Origin of the sequence: Photorhabdus australis DSM 17609 (assembly GCF_000711895.1) — a bacterium.
GTDB lineage: Bacteria > Pseudomonadota > Gammaproteobacteria > Enterobacterales > Enterobacteriaceae > Photorhabdus > Photorhabdus australis.
Genome location: NZ_JONO01000027.1, coordinates 1 through 16,238 on the forward strand (window position 1 = coordinate 1; position 16,238 = coordinate 16,238).

14 protein-coding genes are annotated in these 16,238 nt (G+C 42.0%); 1 reads left to right on the top strand and 13 read right to left on the bottom strand.

What is annotated here, in order from left to right:
- Together BO26_RS09050 and BO26_RS09055 are read right to left on the bottom strand one after the other, a co-directional pair.
- Positions 1 to 280 (bottom strand): helix-turn-helix domain-containing protein (locus BO26_RS09050; protein WP_036770949.1); only part of this gene is annotated, 280 nt, incomplete at its 3' end.
- Positions 281 to 354: 74 nt separating this feature from the next.
- Positions 355 to 723, bottom strand: a complete 369-nt coding sequence (locus BO26_RS09055) for a YacL family protein (protein WP_036770950.1) — start codon at positions 721 to 723, stop codon at positions 355 to 357.
- Positions 724 to 1,094: 371 nt separating this feature from the next.
- On the opposite strand from BO26_RS09055, the gene BO26_RS09060 reads away from it, so the two are divergent.
- Positions 1,095 to 1,391, top strand: coding sequence for a Dabb family protein (locus tag BO26_RS09060; protein WP_036770951.1), 297 nt, complete (start codon positions 1,095 to 1,097; stop codon positions 1,389 to 1,391).
- A gap of 670 nt (positions 1,392 to 2,061) precedes the next feature.
- On the opposite strand, the gene acnB is transcribed toward BO26_RS09060, so the two are convergent.
- The 11 genes from acnB to BO26_RS24015 form a co-directional block, all read right to left on the bottom strand.
- Positions 2,062 to 4,659, bottom strand: coding sequence for a bifunctional aconitate hydratase 2/2-methylisocitrate dehydratase (gene acnB / locus BO26_RS09065; RefSeq protein ID WP_036770952.1), 2,598 nt, complete (start codon positions 4,657 to 4,659; stop codon positions 2,062 to 2,064).
- 468 nt (positions 4,660 to 5,127) lie between these two features.
- A complete protein-coding gene (lpdA, locus tag BO26_RS09070) occupies positions 5,128 to 6,555 on the bottom strand; it encodes a dihydrolipoyl dehydrogenase (RefSeq protein WP_036770953.1) in 1,428 nt (475 codons plus the stop codon).
- A 195-nt stretch (positions 6,556 to 6,750) separates the two neighbouring features.
- On the bottom strand, positions 6,751 to 8,346 hold the full coding sequence (gene aceF / locus BO26_RS09075) for a pyruvate dehydrogenase complex dihydrolipoyllysine-residue acetyltransferase (RefSeq protein WP_036770954.1): 1,596 nt from the start codon (positions 8,344 to 8,346) through the stop codon (positions 6,751 to 6,753).
- Positions 8,347 to 8,360: 14 nt separating this feature from the next.
- A complete protein-coding gene (gene aceE, locus BO26_RS09080; RefSeq protein ID WP_036770955.1) occupies positions 8,361 to 11,024 on the bottom strand; it encodes a pyruvate dehydrogenase (acetyl-transferring), homodimeric type in 2,664 nt (887 codons plus the stop codon).
- Between the two features lie 188 nt (positions 11,025 to 11,212).
- Positions 11,213 to 11,977: a pyruvate dehydrogenase complex transcriptional repressor PdhR gene (gene pdhR / locus BO26_RS09085; protein ID WP_036770956.1), complete on the bottom strand. Its 765-nt coding sequence runs from the start codon at positions 11,975 to 11,977 to the stop codon at positions 11,213 to 11,215.
- Positions 11,978 to 12,678: 701 nt separating this feature from the next.
- A complete protein-coding gene (locus BO26_RS09090) occupies positions 12,679 to 13,047 on the bottom strand; it encodes a hypothetical protein (RefSeq protein ID WP_036770957.1) in 369 nt (122 codons plus the stop codon).
- A 38-nt stretch (positions 13,048 to 13,085) separates the two neighbouring features.
- Entirely contained in the window at positions 13,086 to 13,358 is a 273-nt protein-coding gene (locus tag BO26_RS09095; protein ID WP_236637413.1) for a hypothetical protein, read from the bottom strand.
- 342 nt (positions 13,359 to 13,700) lie between these two features.
- Positions 13,701 to 13,922: a helix-turn-helix domain-containing protein gene (locus BO26_RS09100; protein ID WP_036770958.1), complete on the bottom strand. Its 222-nt coding sequence runs from the start codon at positions 13,920 to 13,922 to the stop codon at positions 13,701 to 13,703.
- Between the two features lie 8 nt (positions 13,923 to 13,930).
- On the bottom strand, positions 13,931 to 14,488 hold the full coding sequence (locus BO26_RS09105; RefSeq protein ID WP_236637414.1) for a hypothetical protein: 558 nt from the start codon (positions 14,486 to 14,488) through the stop codon (positions 13,931 to 13,933).
- A 257-nt stretch (positions 14,489 to 14,745) separates the two neighbouring features.
- A complete protein-coding gene (gene ampE / locus BO26_RS09110; RefSeq protein WP_036770960.1) occupies positions 14,746 to 15,600 on the bottom strand; it encodes a beta-lactamase regulator AmpE in 855 nt (284 codons plus the stop codon).
- Positions 15,601 to 15,758: 158 nt separating this feature from the next.
- Positions 15,759 to 15,896 (bottom strand): N-acetylmuramoyl-L-alanine amidase, encoded by a 138-nt coding sequence (locus BO26_RS24015; RefSeq protein ID WP_420864697.1) that lies wholly within the window; start codon positions 15,894 to 15,896, stop codon positions 15,759 to 15,761.
- Positions 15,897 to 16,238 lie beyond the last annotated feature (342 nt).

Here is a 16,238-nt window from a genome sequence, read left to right on the forward strand (position 1 = left end):
GTTGAGATAAGTGGTTGATTAAAAAATCAGTTTGTTCTCGGGAAAGCAAACTGTCAGACCCCCCATTATCCGATTTCAGTTTACCTTGATTGAGGTAATCACTGATATGGCGGTCAACGGTGGTCTGATGGAGTCGCAATGCCTGGGCGATCATCACAGAACTCCACCCTTCAGAAGCCAGAAGGATGGCTTTTATTCTGTCTCGTACTTGACCATCGCGAGTGGTGTCGTGAAGACGTTCAAGTTTGATTTTTTGTTCTGATGTAATAAATATTTTCATAGCGAGGATAATGATCTCCATTTCGGATAAAATCAAGCATCTTCAATGATTACGGGTATATACACAAATTCTTATCAATAGTTTTTTTGCAAAATAAAATCCCGATAATTGGACAACATATCAATAAAATCCCTGGTGCCGCAAAAGGCCAGGCTCTCATTATCATAATAACTCATTCCCTCCTCTACCGAATCAGTTTCAAACTCAAGTTGATTAGCACGAATCATAACCTCTTCATCATCCATTAACAGCGTATATTCATGACCCACAAGTTGCCATTGACGTTCACTACCTTTAATCTCAGCCAACGCTGCGGCAATCTTATCTATCACCGTTAAATCACCTTTAACTTCTTCATTCAACCACTGACCAATAGCTTCATGATCCATTGAGAATCGGCTAGTCACCTTCCCGGTAACATCCAGTAAAAATTCGTAGTCCATCATTAACCTCCGGTGCGTTCTTTTCATTCTAATATTTTCTGGCAATTCCACCCCAGAATCAGCCCACAAACTGACAAGAAGTGTGAGATGCCTTTATGCTGACACAACGATATGGTTTGTACCTGGATAACCGAAATGTCCACCCCAAGCTATTCTTGAAGTTTGTATCCGCTATGGCTTTCATCAGAGGAAAATTCAACCTTAGTGCAAATATAGACAAATACACTACAATTAATAATATCTCAGAGAAACGAAAACAGCAAAATCGAACACACATTCACTAATTGATGAGATATATTCAAGAATCTTGCAATATAACCATTTATTTTCTATCTTGTCTGGAAAAACAAAGACACTTTTCAGGAGCCATTATGATACGTCATATTCTTTTGTTAAAATTCACACCCGAAATAAAAGAGCAACAATTAACAACGATAAGAGATACCGCTATTTCTATGCAGCATCGAATCAGTGGTATTTCTTCCGTTGAGTGGGGTGACAATGTCAGTAGTGAAAATAAAAATAAAGGTTTTACACATGCTATCATCATGACATTTGATGATCATAACGCGATTTCAAACTATTTATCTCACCCAGAGCATGACGAATTAAAAGATCTCCTTATAGATTCTGTCAACGATATCATTGTCTTTGATTATGAAGTGTAATTTTCATTTCTGGATAACAATTCTCAGCTAATCAATGTTCATGCTGGCGCGCCTAAGAGTAATTAGACGCGCTAATTATCGGAAGAAATTAGGCTTACGTAGATTTCCATTGAAAATTTAAACACTTAATACTATATAAGAAAATTTATAACTTTGCCTTTAAAATAAAATTTATTAACCACTTTAAAAAATCTTTAATCACAATTTTTCACTTTTTAGAATTAAAGTTTTTACTTTTTTTCATGATTTTCTTACCATTTTTTCCAGATTTTAAAACCATATTGACAGACAAAAAACGATTTCTTTAACACTTGTTTTACCACATTAAAATATACCCTATGGATTTCAAGATGCATCGCAACGGCAAGGGAGCGAATCCCCGGGAGCATAGATAACGATATGACCGGGGTGAGTGAGTGAAGCCAACAAAGAGGCAACTTGAAAGATAACGGGTATAAAACGTATTTGATCTTACTTTAATAAGTAAAGATTTCTACAATCCCTTGCTTTTAAATAGCACGGAAACCAATAATTCACATAATTTAACCTGAATAGGTCGGGAACGACGGAGTAAGTAAAAACTCGGCAATGATAGTCGAGACGCTAAAAGCCAACAATCTAAAATGGGAGGTTTTTACCTCCCATTCGTTCGTATTACAATATATTAGAATTACACCGCGGTTTGGAAAATCACATCATCTGCTTTTTCGGTGTATTGATTCAGTTGATCAAAGTTAAGATAACGATAAGTATCTTCTGCGGTTTCATCAACTTTATCCATAAATTGCTGATATTCTTCCGGTGTAGGTAAACGCCCCAACAAAGAAGCTACAGCAGCCAGTTCAGCCGATGCCAGATAGACATTCGCCCCCGTCCCCAAACGGTTCGGGAAGTTACGGGTCGATGTGGAAACCACAGTTACACCGTCAGCAACACGCGCCTGGTTCCCCATACACAAGGAACAACCAGGAATTTCAATCCGCGCACCACTTTTACCAAAGATGCTGTAATAACCTTCCTCTGTGAGTTGAGCCGCATCCATTTTCGTTGGCGGAGCAACCCACAAACGAGTTGGTAATTGACCTTTATGCTGATCCAATAATTTACCGGCTGCACGGAAATGACCAATGTTAGTCATACAAGAACCGATAAAAACTTCATCAATTTTACTGTTAGCTACATCAGACAGTAAACGCGCATCATCGGGATCATTCGGTGCACACAAAATTGGTTCTTTAATTTCGGCCAGATCGATCTCGATAACCGCTGCGTATTCTGCATCGGCATCAGCTTCCAGCAGTTGAGGATCTTTCAACCAGTTTTCCATACCCGTTACACGACGTTCTAGTGTACGACGGTCACCATAACCTTCAGCAATCATCCATTTCAGCAATACAATATTTGACTGCAAGTATTCGATAATAGGCGCTTTATCCAGTTTAATGGTGCAACCCGCCGCAGAACGTTCCGCAGACGCATCCGCCAATTCAAATGCCTGTTCAACTTTTAGATCTGGCAAACCTTCGATTTCAAGGATGCGACCAGAGAAAATGTTTTTCTTACCTTTCTTCTCAACCGTCAGAAGGCCTTGCTGAATCGCATAATAAGGAATTGCATGAACCAAATCACGCAGAGTAATACCAGGCTGCATCTGACCTTTAAAACGAACCAGAACAGATTCAGGCATATCTAAAGGCATGACACCTGTCGCAGCAGCAAACGCCACTAGACCAGAACCAGCCGGAAAAGAAATCCCTATAGGGAAACGAGTATGAGAGTCACCGCCAGTACCTACGGTATCAGGCAACAACATACGGTTAAGCCATGAGTGAATGATACCGTCCCCTGGACGCAGAGAAACACCTCCACGGTTCATAATGAAGTCAGGCAAAGTATGGTGAGTAGTAACGTCAACTGGCTTAGGGTAAGCAGCTGTATGGCAGAATGACTGCATCACCAGATCCGCAGAGAAGCCCAAACACGCCAGATCTTTCAGTTCATCACGGGTCATTGGACCCGTGGTATCCTGAGAACCAACAGAAGTCATTTTAGGTTCGCAATATTCACCTGGGCGAATACCCACAGCGCCGCATGCCCGCCCAACCATTTTCTGAGCCAAAGAGAAACCACGGCTGCTTTTCTCAATCGCTTTCGCCTGACGGAATACATCACTTTGCGGTAAACCAAGGGACTCACGCGCCTTACTAGTCAAACCGCGACCAATAATCAGTGGAATACGGCCACCAGCACGAACTTCATCCAGTAATACATCTGTTTTTAATTCAAATTCAGCCAGTAGTTCATTGGTTTCGTGGCTACGCACTTCACCTTTATATGGATAAATATCAATCACATCACCCATATTCAACTTAGTAACATCCAGCTCTATTGGCAGTGCACCAGCATCTTCCATTGTATTAAAGAAGATTGGCGCAATTTTACCGCCCAAAACAACGCCACCACCACGTTTATTTGGCACAAAAGGAATGTCTTCTCCCATAAACCACAGCACTGAGTTAGTCGCTGATTTACGAGAAGATCCTGTACCCACAACGTCACCAACATAAGCCAGCGGGTAGCCTTTCTTATTCAATTCTTCAATCTGTTTAATTGGTCCAACAACACCAGATTGATCAGGTGCAATCCCTTCACGGGCATTTTTTAACATAGCCAGAGCATGCAATGGGATATCAGGACGCGACCACGCATCCTGCGCAGGAGATAAATCGTCAGTGTTTGTTTCACCCGTCACTTTAAATACGGTGACGGTGATTTTTTCTGCCAGTTCGGGGCGTTCCAGATACCACTGCGCATCAGCCCAAGACTGCATAATTTGTTTGGCTTGTGGATTACCTGCTTTTGCTTTTTCTTCTACATCATAGAAGTTGTCAAACATCAACAAAGTATGAGAGAGCGCTTTAGCTGCAATTGGAGCCAGTTTTTCATTATCCAGAGCATCAATCAAAGGATGAATATTATAACCACCCTGCATCGTTCCAAGCAGTTCAACCGCCTTCTCTTGCGTGATTAGCGGTGAAACTGTTTCGCCTTTCGCAATGGCTGCCAGAAAACCGGCTTTTACATATGCCGCTTCATCAACGCCAGGGGGAACACGGTTAATCAGCAGATCTAACAGGAAATCTTCTTCACCTTTTGGTGGACTCTTCAGTAACTCAACCAGCGCCGCCGCTTGTGTCGCGTCCAATGGCTTAGGGACAACGCCTTGGGCTGCACGCTCAGCCACGTGCTTGCGGTATTCTTCTAGCACGACTTTCTCCTCGCTCTCATTGTCATTTTATCTACCCGGCTCTGCACCCACCTTAGAACCTGTCTCATCAAGCTATCGTCTTTGCGCAATAATATGTATTTTCGCAACAATAATCCCTCCTGGGACAGGTTATGAGTTATGGTTCCGGGTGCCAGGTCAGAGGATTGCCAGCATAACTTAGCAAGTGCAAATTAAGTTATGCCCAGCTTCGGGCGCTCAGCATACCAAAATTTGAATGCGATGTTAATTCGTTCACATAAAAGTAACATTAACTGATAGTAATATTCTGAATTAACAGCAGACAAAGCTATCAAAACAGATTATTCCTCTGATTTTTACCAATAATACCCACAAAAACCATACTTTTTATACCGCATTTCTTCAAACAGGTCATACCAGAATAGAAAACGGCTTTCATATATATAAATGAAAGCCGTTTCGGTAAATTAAACTGATCGATTTAAGGAATTATTTCTTTTTCTTAGCCTTAGCATTCGGCAAATCAGTAATGCTGCCTTCAAAGATTTCAGCAGCCAAACCTACAGATTCATGCAGCGTTGGGTGAGCATGGATAGTCAACGCAATATCTTCTGCATCACAACCCATTTCAATTGCCAGACCGATTTCACCCAGCAGTTCACCACCGTTAGTACCAACAATGGCGCCACCGATAATACGATTACTTTCTTTATCGAAAATCAGTTTGGTCATACCGTCAGCACAATCAGAAGCGATAGCACGACCAGAAGCAGCCCATGGGAAAGTTGCTATTTCATAGCTGATGCCTTTTTCTTTCGCTTCTTTCTCAGTCAAACCAACCCATGCAACTTCTGGTTCAGTGTAAGCAATGGATGGAATAACTTTTGGATCAAAGTAGTGTTTCTTACCAGAAATAACTTCAGCCGCAACGTGACCTTCATGAACCCCTTTATGTGCCAGCATTGGCTGACCAACGATGTCACCAATAGCAAAGATGTGCGGTACATTAGTACGCATTTGCTTATCAACATGGATAAAGCCTCGGTCATCAACCTCAATACCCGCTTTACCTGCATCCAGCAGTTTACCGTTAGGTACACGGCCAATGGCAACCAGAACCGCGTCATAACGCTGTGGTTCTGCCGGTGCATTTTTGCCTTCCATCGTGACGTAGATACCATCTTCTTTGGCTTCTACTACAGTCACTTTCGTTTCCAGCATCAGATTGAATTGCTTGCTGATACGTTTGGTAAATGCTTTCACCACATCTTTATCAGCCGCAGGAATAACCTGATCCAACATTTCAACAACATCGATCTGAGAACCCAAAGCGTGGTAAACGGTTCCCATTTCCAGACCGATAATACCGCCGCCCATCACCAGCATACGCCCTGGGACCGTTGTCAGAGCCAGTGCATCTGTAGAATCCCATACGCGAGGATCATCATGAGGGATGAATGGCAATTGGATAGGACGGGAGCCAGCGGCAATAATGGCGTTATCAAAATTAATCGTTGTTGCGCCACCTTCACCTTCAACAACCAGCGTGTTAGCACCCGTAAATTTACCAACACCATTAACAACTTTAACTTTTCGGCCTTTAGCCATACCAGCCAGACCACCGGTCAGCTGATTGATAACTTTTTCTTTCCAAACACGGACTTTTTCAATATCAGTCTTTGGCTCACCAAAAACGATACCGTGATTTGCCAGAGCTTTAGCTTCTTCAATAACTTTTGCTACGTGAAGCAATGCCTTAGAAGGGATACAACCAACGTTAAGACAAACACCACCCAAGGTAGAGTAACGTTCCACCAGGACGGTTTCCAAACCTAAATCCGCGCAACGAAAAGCAGCAGAATACCCTGCTGGACCTGCCCCAAGTACCACAACCTGGGTTTTAATTTCAGTACTCATCATGACCTCTTAATTGTTTGTCCGGCGGGTCAGACGCCAAAAAACGATATATTCCACCGGGACCTACACACCGCGAGCAGTTTACAGAATTGTTAATAACCTGAAAAGCGCGTTAACGTGACAGAACTCGCAACAAACCAACCGTTTCCTTCCACAGCAATAACAATCAGGCCGGCATACGGCCGGCCTTTGATATTACATCACCAGACGGCGGATATCGCTCATCGCATGATTAATAAATGTAATGAAACGTGCACCATCAGCCCCATCAATCACTCGATGGTCGAAGGAAAGTGACAGAGGTAGCATCAGGCGTGGTACAAATTCTTTACCATTCCAGACTGGCTTCATCGATGAGCGAGATACACCCAGGATAGCCACTTCTGGCGCATTAACGATTGGCGTAAATGAGGTACCACCAATACCACCCAAACTTGAGATAGTGAAGCATCCACCCTGCATATCAGATGCAGTCAGTTTGCCTGCACGCGCTTTCTTAGATATCTCAGTCAGCTCGCGGGACAATTCAATGATGCCTTTCTTATTAACGTCACGGAACACTGGAACCACCAGACCATTAGGTGTATCAACCGCCACACCAATATTGATATATTTTTTCAGCGTCAGTTTCTGGCCATCTTCCGAGATAGAGCTGTTAAAGCGCGGCATCTCTTCCAGCGCTTTTGCTACCGCTTTCATGATGAATACCAACGGAGTAATCTTCACGCCAAGCTGTTTCTTCTCAGCTTCCTGATTCTGCTGTTTGCGGAAGTTTTCAACTTCAGTGATATCCGTTTCGTCGAACTGAGTAACATGTGGGATCATCACCCAGTTACGGCTCAGGTTAGCACCAGAGATTTTCTGAATACGGCCCAGTTCAACTTCTTCAATTTCACCAAATTTGCTGAAATCAACTTTCGGCCAAGGCAACATACCCGACAGACCACCTCCGGCGGATGCAGGAGCCGATTCAGCACGTTTAACCGCGTCTTTCACATAAGCCTGAACGTCTTCACGCAGAACACGGCCTTTACGCCCTGTACCTTTCACTTTAGCCAGGTTAACGCCGAATTCACGCGCCAGACGACGGATCACCGGCGTTGCATGAACATAAGCGCTATTTTCAGCGAAATCATTCTTGTCTTCTTCTGCGAAGCTCCTGCTAGCAATAACCGGTGCTGCCGCTTTCTCTGGTTCAGCCGCTGGTGCTGAAGCAAAAGCAACCGGAGCAGGTGCTGCACCCGCGACTTCAAATACCATAATCATAGAATCGGTTTTCACTTTATCACCGACCTTGATTTGAATGTCTTTAACGATACCTGCGAATGGCGCGGGTACTTCCATAGAGGCTTTATCGCCCTCTACGGTGATCAGCGATTGTTCAGCTGCCACTGCATCGCCAACTTTCACCATCACTTCGGTAACTTCGACTTCATCACCGCCGATATCCGGTACATGAACATTCATAGCCGCAGAAGCTATTGGTTCTGATTCTGCCATACGCGAAGACAATGCTATTGCCGCCGGCTCTTCCGCTGGCACTGCTTCCACAGCACTTTCTGCGGAATCAAAAATCATAATCAGTTTGTCAGTTTCAACTTTATCGCCAACTGCAATGATGATCTCTTTAACAACACCCGCCTGTGGGGATGGAACTTCCATCGAAGCCTTATCACCTTCCACGGTGATCAGCGATTGTTCAGCTTCCACTGTATCGCCAACTTTCACCATGATTTCTGTGACTTCAACTTCATCTGCACCGATATCCGGTACCTTAATTTCGATAGCCATTGGTTCTTTACCTCTTATGCCAGACGCGGGTTAACTTTTTCTGGGTTAATGTTGTATTTCTTAATTGCTTCTTCCACAACATTCACGTCGATTTCACCGCGTTTAGCCAATTCACCCAGAGCAGCAATTACCACGTAGGAAGCATCAACTTCAAAGTGATGACGCAGGTTTTCACGGCTGTCGGAACGACCAAAACCGTCAGTACCCAATACACGGAATTCGCTTGCAGGGATGAAGTTACGAATTTGTTCTGCGAACAGTTTCATATAGTCAGTAGAAGCAACTGCTGGTGCTTCATTCATGATCTGAGCAACATAAGGCACACGTGGCGTCTCTGTTGGATGCAACATATTCCAGCGCTCACAATCCTGACCATCACGAGCCAATTCAGTGAATGAAGTTACGCTGTATACATCAGAACCCACACCATAATCGTTAGCCAGAATCTGCGCTGCTTCACGAACATGACGCAAGATAGAACCAGAACCTAACAACTGAACTTTACCTTTGCTACCTTCCAGGCTTTCCAGTTTATAGATACCCTTACGGATACCTTCTTCTGCACCTTGTGGCATCGCTGGCATGTGGTAGTTTTCGTTCAGCGTAGTGATGTAGTAGTAAATGTTTTCTTGTTTCTCACCATACATACGCTCCAGACCATCATGCATAATCACAGCGACTTCATAGGCAAATGCTGGATCGTAAGAGATGCAGTTAGGAATAGTCAGAGACTGAATGTGACTGTGACCATCTTCGTGTTGCAAACCTTCACCATTCAGGGTAGTACGACCTGAAGTACCACCAATCAAAAAGCCACGAGCCTGTTGGTCACCTGCTGCCCAGCACAGGTCACCGATACGCTGGAACCCGAACATAGAGTAGTAAATGTAGAACGGAATCATTGGCAGGTTATTAGTGCTGTAAGACGTTGCTGCCGCCAACCATGATGAACCAGCACCCAGTTCATTGATACCTTCTTGCAGGATCTGACCTTTGGCGTCCTCTTTATAGTAAGCAACCTGCTCACGGTCCTGCGGAGTATACTGCTGGCCGTTAGGGCTGTAGATACCGATCTGACGGAACAGACCTTCCATACCAAAAGTACGCGCTTCATCAGCAATGATTGGAACCAGACGATCTTTGATTGATTTGTTCTTCAACATAACATTCAAAGCACGAACAAAAGCAATAGTGGTAGAAATTTCTTTGTTTTGTTCTTCCAGCAACGCACCAAAATCTTCTAGCGTCGGCAGTTCCAGCTTCTCTTCAAAATGAGTACGACGACTTGGCAGATAACCACCCAATGCCGCACGACGCTCATGCAAATATTTGTACTCGTCGGAATCTTTATCGAAAGTCACATACGGCAGATTTTCGAGTTGATCATCAGCCACAGGCACATTGAAACGATCACGGAAATGGCGAACGCCTTCCATATTCATCTTCTTAACCTGATGAGCGATGTTTTTCCCTTCCGCTGTATCACCCATACCGTAACCTTTGATCGTCTGAGCCAGGATAACCGTTGGTTTGCCCGTAGTTTCCTGCGCTTTTTTCAAAGCAGCAAAGACTTTCTTAGGATCATGACCACCACGATTCAGCGCCCAAATTTGGTCATCTGTCATATCTTTGACTAATTCAGCGGTCTCTGGGTAACGGCCAAAGAAATGCTGACGGACATAAGCACCATCTTTGGATTTGAACGTCTGGTAATCGCCATCCAGTGTCTCGTTCATCAGTTGGATCAATTTGCCGCTGGTATCTTTACGCAGCAACTCATCCCAACGCTCCCCCCAAAGCACTTTAATAACCTGCCAGCCTGCACCATCAAAAATGCCTTCCAGCTCGTTAACGATTTTGCCATTGCCCGTAACCGGACCATCCAGACGTTGCAAGTTACAGTTGATAACAAATACCAGGTTATCCAGTTTTTCACGAGTTGCTATCGTGATTGCACCTTTAGATTCTGGTTCATCCATCTCCCCATCACCCAAGAATGCGTAAACGGTTTGTTTAGATGTATCTTTCAAACCACGATGTTCCAGATATTTCAGGAATTTGGCCTGATAGATAGCACCAATTGGCCCCAGCCCCATTGAAACCGTTGGGAATTGCCAGAATTCAGGCATCAATTTTGGATGCGGATAAGAAGACAGACCGTTGCCATGAATTTCCTGACGGAAATTATTCATTTGCTCTTCAGTCAGACGACCTTCAAGGAAAGCACGAGCATAAACACCCGGAGAAATGTGGCCCTGGAAATACACCAAGTCACCACCATCATTTTCATTACGGGCACGGAAGAAGTGGTTAAAACAAACTTCATACATGGTTGCTGAAGACTGGAATGAAGCCATGTGGCCACCTAATTCCAGATCTTTTTTAGATGCCCGTAAAACAGTCATCACAGCGTTCCAACGAATAGCAGAGCGAATACGACGCTCCAAATCCAGATTGCCAGGGTAAGCGGGCTCATCCTCAACAGCAATGGTATTGATATAATCGCGGTTAGCAGCACCTGCCGCAACATTCACGCCACCTTTACGTGCTTCGTTCAGTACCTGATCAATCAAGAACTGGGCACGATCAACACCCTCTTCACGGATGACCGATTCGATCGCCTGTAACCAGTCGCGAGTTTCGATCGGGTCCACGTCATTTTTCAAAATGTCTGACATGGTGTATTCCTTATCTGTTATCTGTTTCTAATGGTTATTTTGGAGCCTATCTTCCGGTCATACCTTTTGATATTCCGCCGGTCATGACCGGAAGATAGGCCCTCACTGTTGTTGCCGCTAGCGCCCTCAGTTAAGGGACTCGACTAGCCATGCAGACGCAGCAAACTTCAGGATCTGCATAGCTAATTTTATTCTGGATGTTGTTGAAGACGCCTTAATGATCGCTCGCGGCGGGTATGCTCACGGCTGAGATCCAATAAAACATCTTCAATAAAAGCTAAATGACGATGGGAAGCTTCACGGGCTTTCTCCGGTTGTCTTGCCATTATAGCCTCAAAAATTTTTGCCCGATGATCACTGACAGCCGTCAGCATTTCTCGACGGGTATAAAGGAACTCAAAATTCTGCCGGATATTTTGTTCCAGCATAGGTGCCATACAACGCAATAAATGAAGGAGAACCACATTATGGGCAGCTTCAGTGACAACGAGTTGATATTGTAGAACCGCATCGGATTCAGCATTAACATCACCACTTTGTTGAGCTTGTTGGATAACAAGGTGATGTTCCCGAATACGTTCAAAATCTTCGTCAGTTCCACGTAATGCCGCATAATAGGCAGCAATACCTTCCAAAGCATGGCGAGTTTCAAGGAGATCAAACTGAGATTCTGGATGGCCAGCCAATAATTGTGCCAACGGATCACTAAAACTTTGCCAGAGATTACTCTGAACAAATGTTCCGCCACCTTGACGGCGAAAGAGAAAGCCCTTAGCTTCCAACCGTTGAATAGCTTCACGCAATGAAGGCCGTGACACATCAAATTGTTTCGCCAACTCACGCTCAGGTGGCAACTTCTCTCCGGGACGCAAAGATCCTTCGAGGATAAGATGTTCAATACGTTGCTCAATGACATCTGATAATTTTGGTTGGCGGATTTTACTATAAGCCATATTTACTGTAGCCAGTTCGAACCTATCTCATTAGGCTATTTTATTTGTCAAATTTGAACCTAGGCTGATGCTCACACAAAAGCACAAGCTTTTAAATGCGCTTTAGTCCAACCCGAAGGACGAATGAAGCGAGTCATCCTTACGCACTACCTTTTATACGCTCCGGGTTTGTGTGCACTATCCATGTCCAAACTGCCCGCATAATTCCCACTATCAAGATAGGCAATTAATGGGTAAACATTGCTTCGGTCTATGCTGGAGTCAATTGGTAATACCAATTTAAACCACAGGCCCCTAAAAGTAACAAAGTATTCACCAACTGTCCATAAAGACCTTGAGCTAAATCATAAAAACCTGTAAATTTTAACAAATTTTTTTAAAAATTAGCAAAAATTGATAACTAATAGGCTAATAAATCCTCTACGACAATATTTTGATTTAACCTCCTTTAAAGGTATAAATAGACATATTGAATCGTTACAGCAAGGAAATAATAGAATACTCATGCTAAAAATTTAAATATTCAATCATCAACTATTAACTTCAAACACAGCTGTTATCTCATTAGGTTATAAATGTAGCTCAAATCAGTAAAACTGAGCGGCTAAAAATTGCGATCAGGAAGGAATAATGACAAATATGTGAGGAACCCACCAGCAACAGCTCAACAGAACTCTCGCTGATGGGAAAAATGCACGATACTAAAACCAATAACGTGTTTTTTCATGCCACCCTTTTTTATACATACAGGAGGAAATCACCCAACGCCTTGCAGATTCATTTTTATCCCAACGTTCAACTTCAGCTTTTGGCACAGTGATGTAATGCCCACAGGATTTGTCTTTTTTCCCATCCTTATCTTCACAGGGGAAATGTTTCGTTTCATAAGAATGAACAACTTTGCTGTCCCAGTCTGGTGGAAAACGAAAATAACCCTGCTCCTTACATTCAGCATAATCTACATCTCTATCAAGCTGAGTTGCTCCTGGTTTTTCCCACGATGTACAACCAATCAATAAAGTAAATAATAGAAATAAAGGAATAATAACCATTCTTTTTATAAAATTCATACAAAAATTCCTAAAACCAAACAAAATAATCAAGAAAGTTAAAAGCCAAAAGACATTCCAACACTATAACTTTCTTTTTCAAAAGAGGGTCTCCCACCGGATTGTATAACTTGCCTATCCTGTATTGGTGTGTATTTATCAAAATTAGGTGTAGCATTCATGGTATTTACTTTGACTTTGGTTCCTGAAATTATATCTTTAACACTACATTCGGAGTAACCACATGCTGAAATATAGCTACTATTAATCTTTGGCGTAGAACATCCGGTAACAATAAAAACCGATAATGAAATGATGAACAATTTATTCATTGTTAATATCCTTGAATTGCTGTATACGTTAAAAAAACAAATCCATGAAAACAAAAAATAACCATATATAAATAAATGCTATTTTTTACGTTCTATTAAATAATATCTACATATGCATTTTATCTTTCTGGCACCCCATGGAATATCAGAACAATCTCTTCCCATGGAAAAAGACATACCTTCATCACTGGGAAAAATCTTTTTTATTAGTATTCCATTAACACTCAGAAATAGCAAACCAGATAAAAAACATGAAATAAGTGATATTTTCATGCACTTAAAATAAGTTAATTAATGTTAAATTACACCTTACAAGATATCAAAAGACACATAGTGACTTCATTAACTGTTATCCTCTTTATCTTCTACATATTCCAGTATATCTCCAGGCTGGCATTGCAAATATTTACAAATTTTTTCCAATGTCTCAATACGAATACCTTTTATCTTACCATTTTTCAGCAACGATAAATTTTGCTCAGTAATACCAATAATTACCGCCAATTCTTTAGACTTTACTTTCCTTTTCGCTAAAATCACATCCAGTCTTATTATAATGCTCATGACGGTTCTCAGACAAAATAACGCTGTTCATCACTTATTTTCTTTGATTCACGCATAATCAAACTAAATATTAGAAGGAATACACCAAACATAATAATAAATAAAGATTCTGAGTTAACACCGAGAGAGAAACTGAATACACGTTGCCCCTTTTCCAGGTCTATAGATAAAACCATTCCCTGTAATGTATTAATCACCGGATAAAGAAGCTGTTCCAGAATCATCAGAAAACCAATAATAAATGAACCGAAGATATTACGATCACTCCATATTTCACCTTTAGCAAACCGGAAAAACAAAATTCCGATTAATACATAGGAAGAGGTTGATATGATTCGAGGTATCGTATCCAGAAATACGTAAAGTATCTGGCTTAATAAAGACTGCTTAAATCCTTCTGCAGTCAATGCAGGCATAAGATCACTATACGCCTGAAGAACAGCCCGGTGAGTGGTATCATGCCATAACGACCAGGAAACAATATGGAACCCCATATCAGCAACCGCCATAACGGAAGCAATAATAATAGCCAGAAAGCTAAGAAGCCTGATTTTGGGATTAGTCATAAACTCCTGCTTATCACACATCTTATGTTATTCCATTACACGCCCAACTAAACTTTCGTTAAAGTACTTCAAAAATTATCGTATTACAATAATTTTTTATCACTAAATAGACAGAACACGATTCAATGTAATAAATAAATCATAGTGATAATCATTGAAAACTGTCATTAATTTATTGATAAAAAAGAAAAAAGGAGCTACTTACATAGCCCCTTATGGAGAGTTAAGCTATTGAAGCGCCGAACAAATCAGAGTAGTCAAACCAATGCCCCATAAATTGTCAGTAAGGCAACAACCACAATGATAGAAAAAGTTACCTTTTTCGCCAGTGTCACCGCAGCAATAGGTGTTTGAATTGAATCAAGATGTGGTTCACGGCTTAATGAAAACTGAGCAAGCTGACACACTACTTTATATTGTGTCGTTCTCAAATCACTAAGAGAAGCAACCCACGCTGGCAAAGCCCGCTCACCGTGCCCCAATAAAGCATAAGCAACGCCAGCCAGACGAGCCGGAATCCAATCCAGCCAGTGCAACAGGCTATCAACACCAGACTGTGCACGCTGAAGCGGCGTACCATATTGCGCTAACCAACCCTGATAAGCCCTTAAAAAGCAATATCCCACCAAAGCAACTGGCCCTAATTTACCAGCAACGATTAACCAAAAAATAGGAGCCAAGTAATAACGAAAATTTATCCATAAAAGAGCATTTTGCATCTCTCGTAACTTATTTTCTTTACTAACATCAACGGGTAAGCCATGAATGATTACGAGACGAGCAAGATATTCTCTTCGTTGCTCCCTGTCATCTTGATGAACAGCACGAAAATATTCACGATAATCGTTCCGTAAACTTCCCGCACCTATACACAGCAAACAAATGAGCACCCATAAAATTAGCTCAATAATTCCAAACATAAAATTATTAAGTATTAAAATGAACAACCATGTAAGCAGCATAGCAGCTAACGTCATCAACAAGCTTCTCCATAAGGAAAAAGTCTTCATGTTGGTAAAAAGTGGTTCAAGACGGTGATCCAATTGCCAATGATCGCTAAATTTAAATACTCGTTCCCACGCTAGCACTAACAACAGTATAAAGAGGGTCATTCTTTCTACTCCTGCAACAATTGTTGATAATGTGTCTAACCAAAACAAAGTTCTGAATCTGTTTTTCTTCCCAGAGCAATATCATTGTGACCAGTGATATGCTTGTTATATCCGGATATTCCTGCATAAGACATTGCATAAAAAATCAAATATTTCAATCAGCTATCAGAAAATGACTGAGTATCTGTTCCCACCAGTTCTATCCTCATTGAGAAATCATTACATTCTTCCTGCCCTATATAGCAGGACACGCCAGCATGCCACGAGCCCTTACTAAATGGAACATAATAGACAATTTCCCATCACGCCGGAGAAAGCAATAAACAGAAACACCCAATCCAGCCATTTTTTTGAAAAAAACATCATCTTCTACTACGTTCCATGTCCCAGTAAAGAACAATTCAATGTAAGAGCTACCAAACTTTTCTGGAGACACACTAATATTATGAATGGCGAGTAGTGATTACTCACCTTGAAGGCATAAATCATGATGAGATGAAAGCATCTTCCTGCCCCCATCAATCCAGCTCTCATTTAACCACTATTGTCACCCTTAAATCTGATGACAAAATCAAGATAGTAGTCGTTCACTGCACAACAGGGTAGCATGTTAAGACCATCAATCTTGTTATCAATCA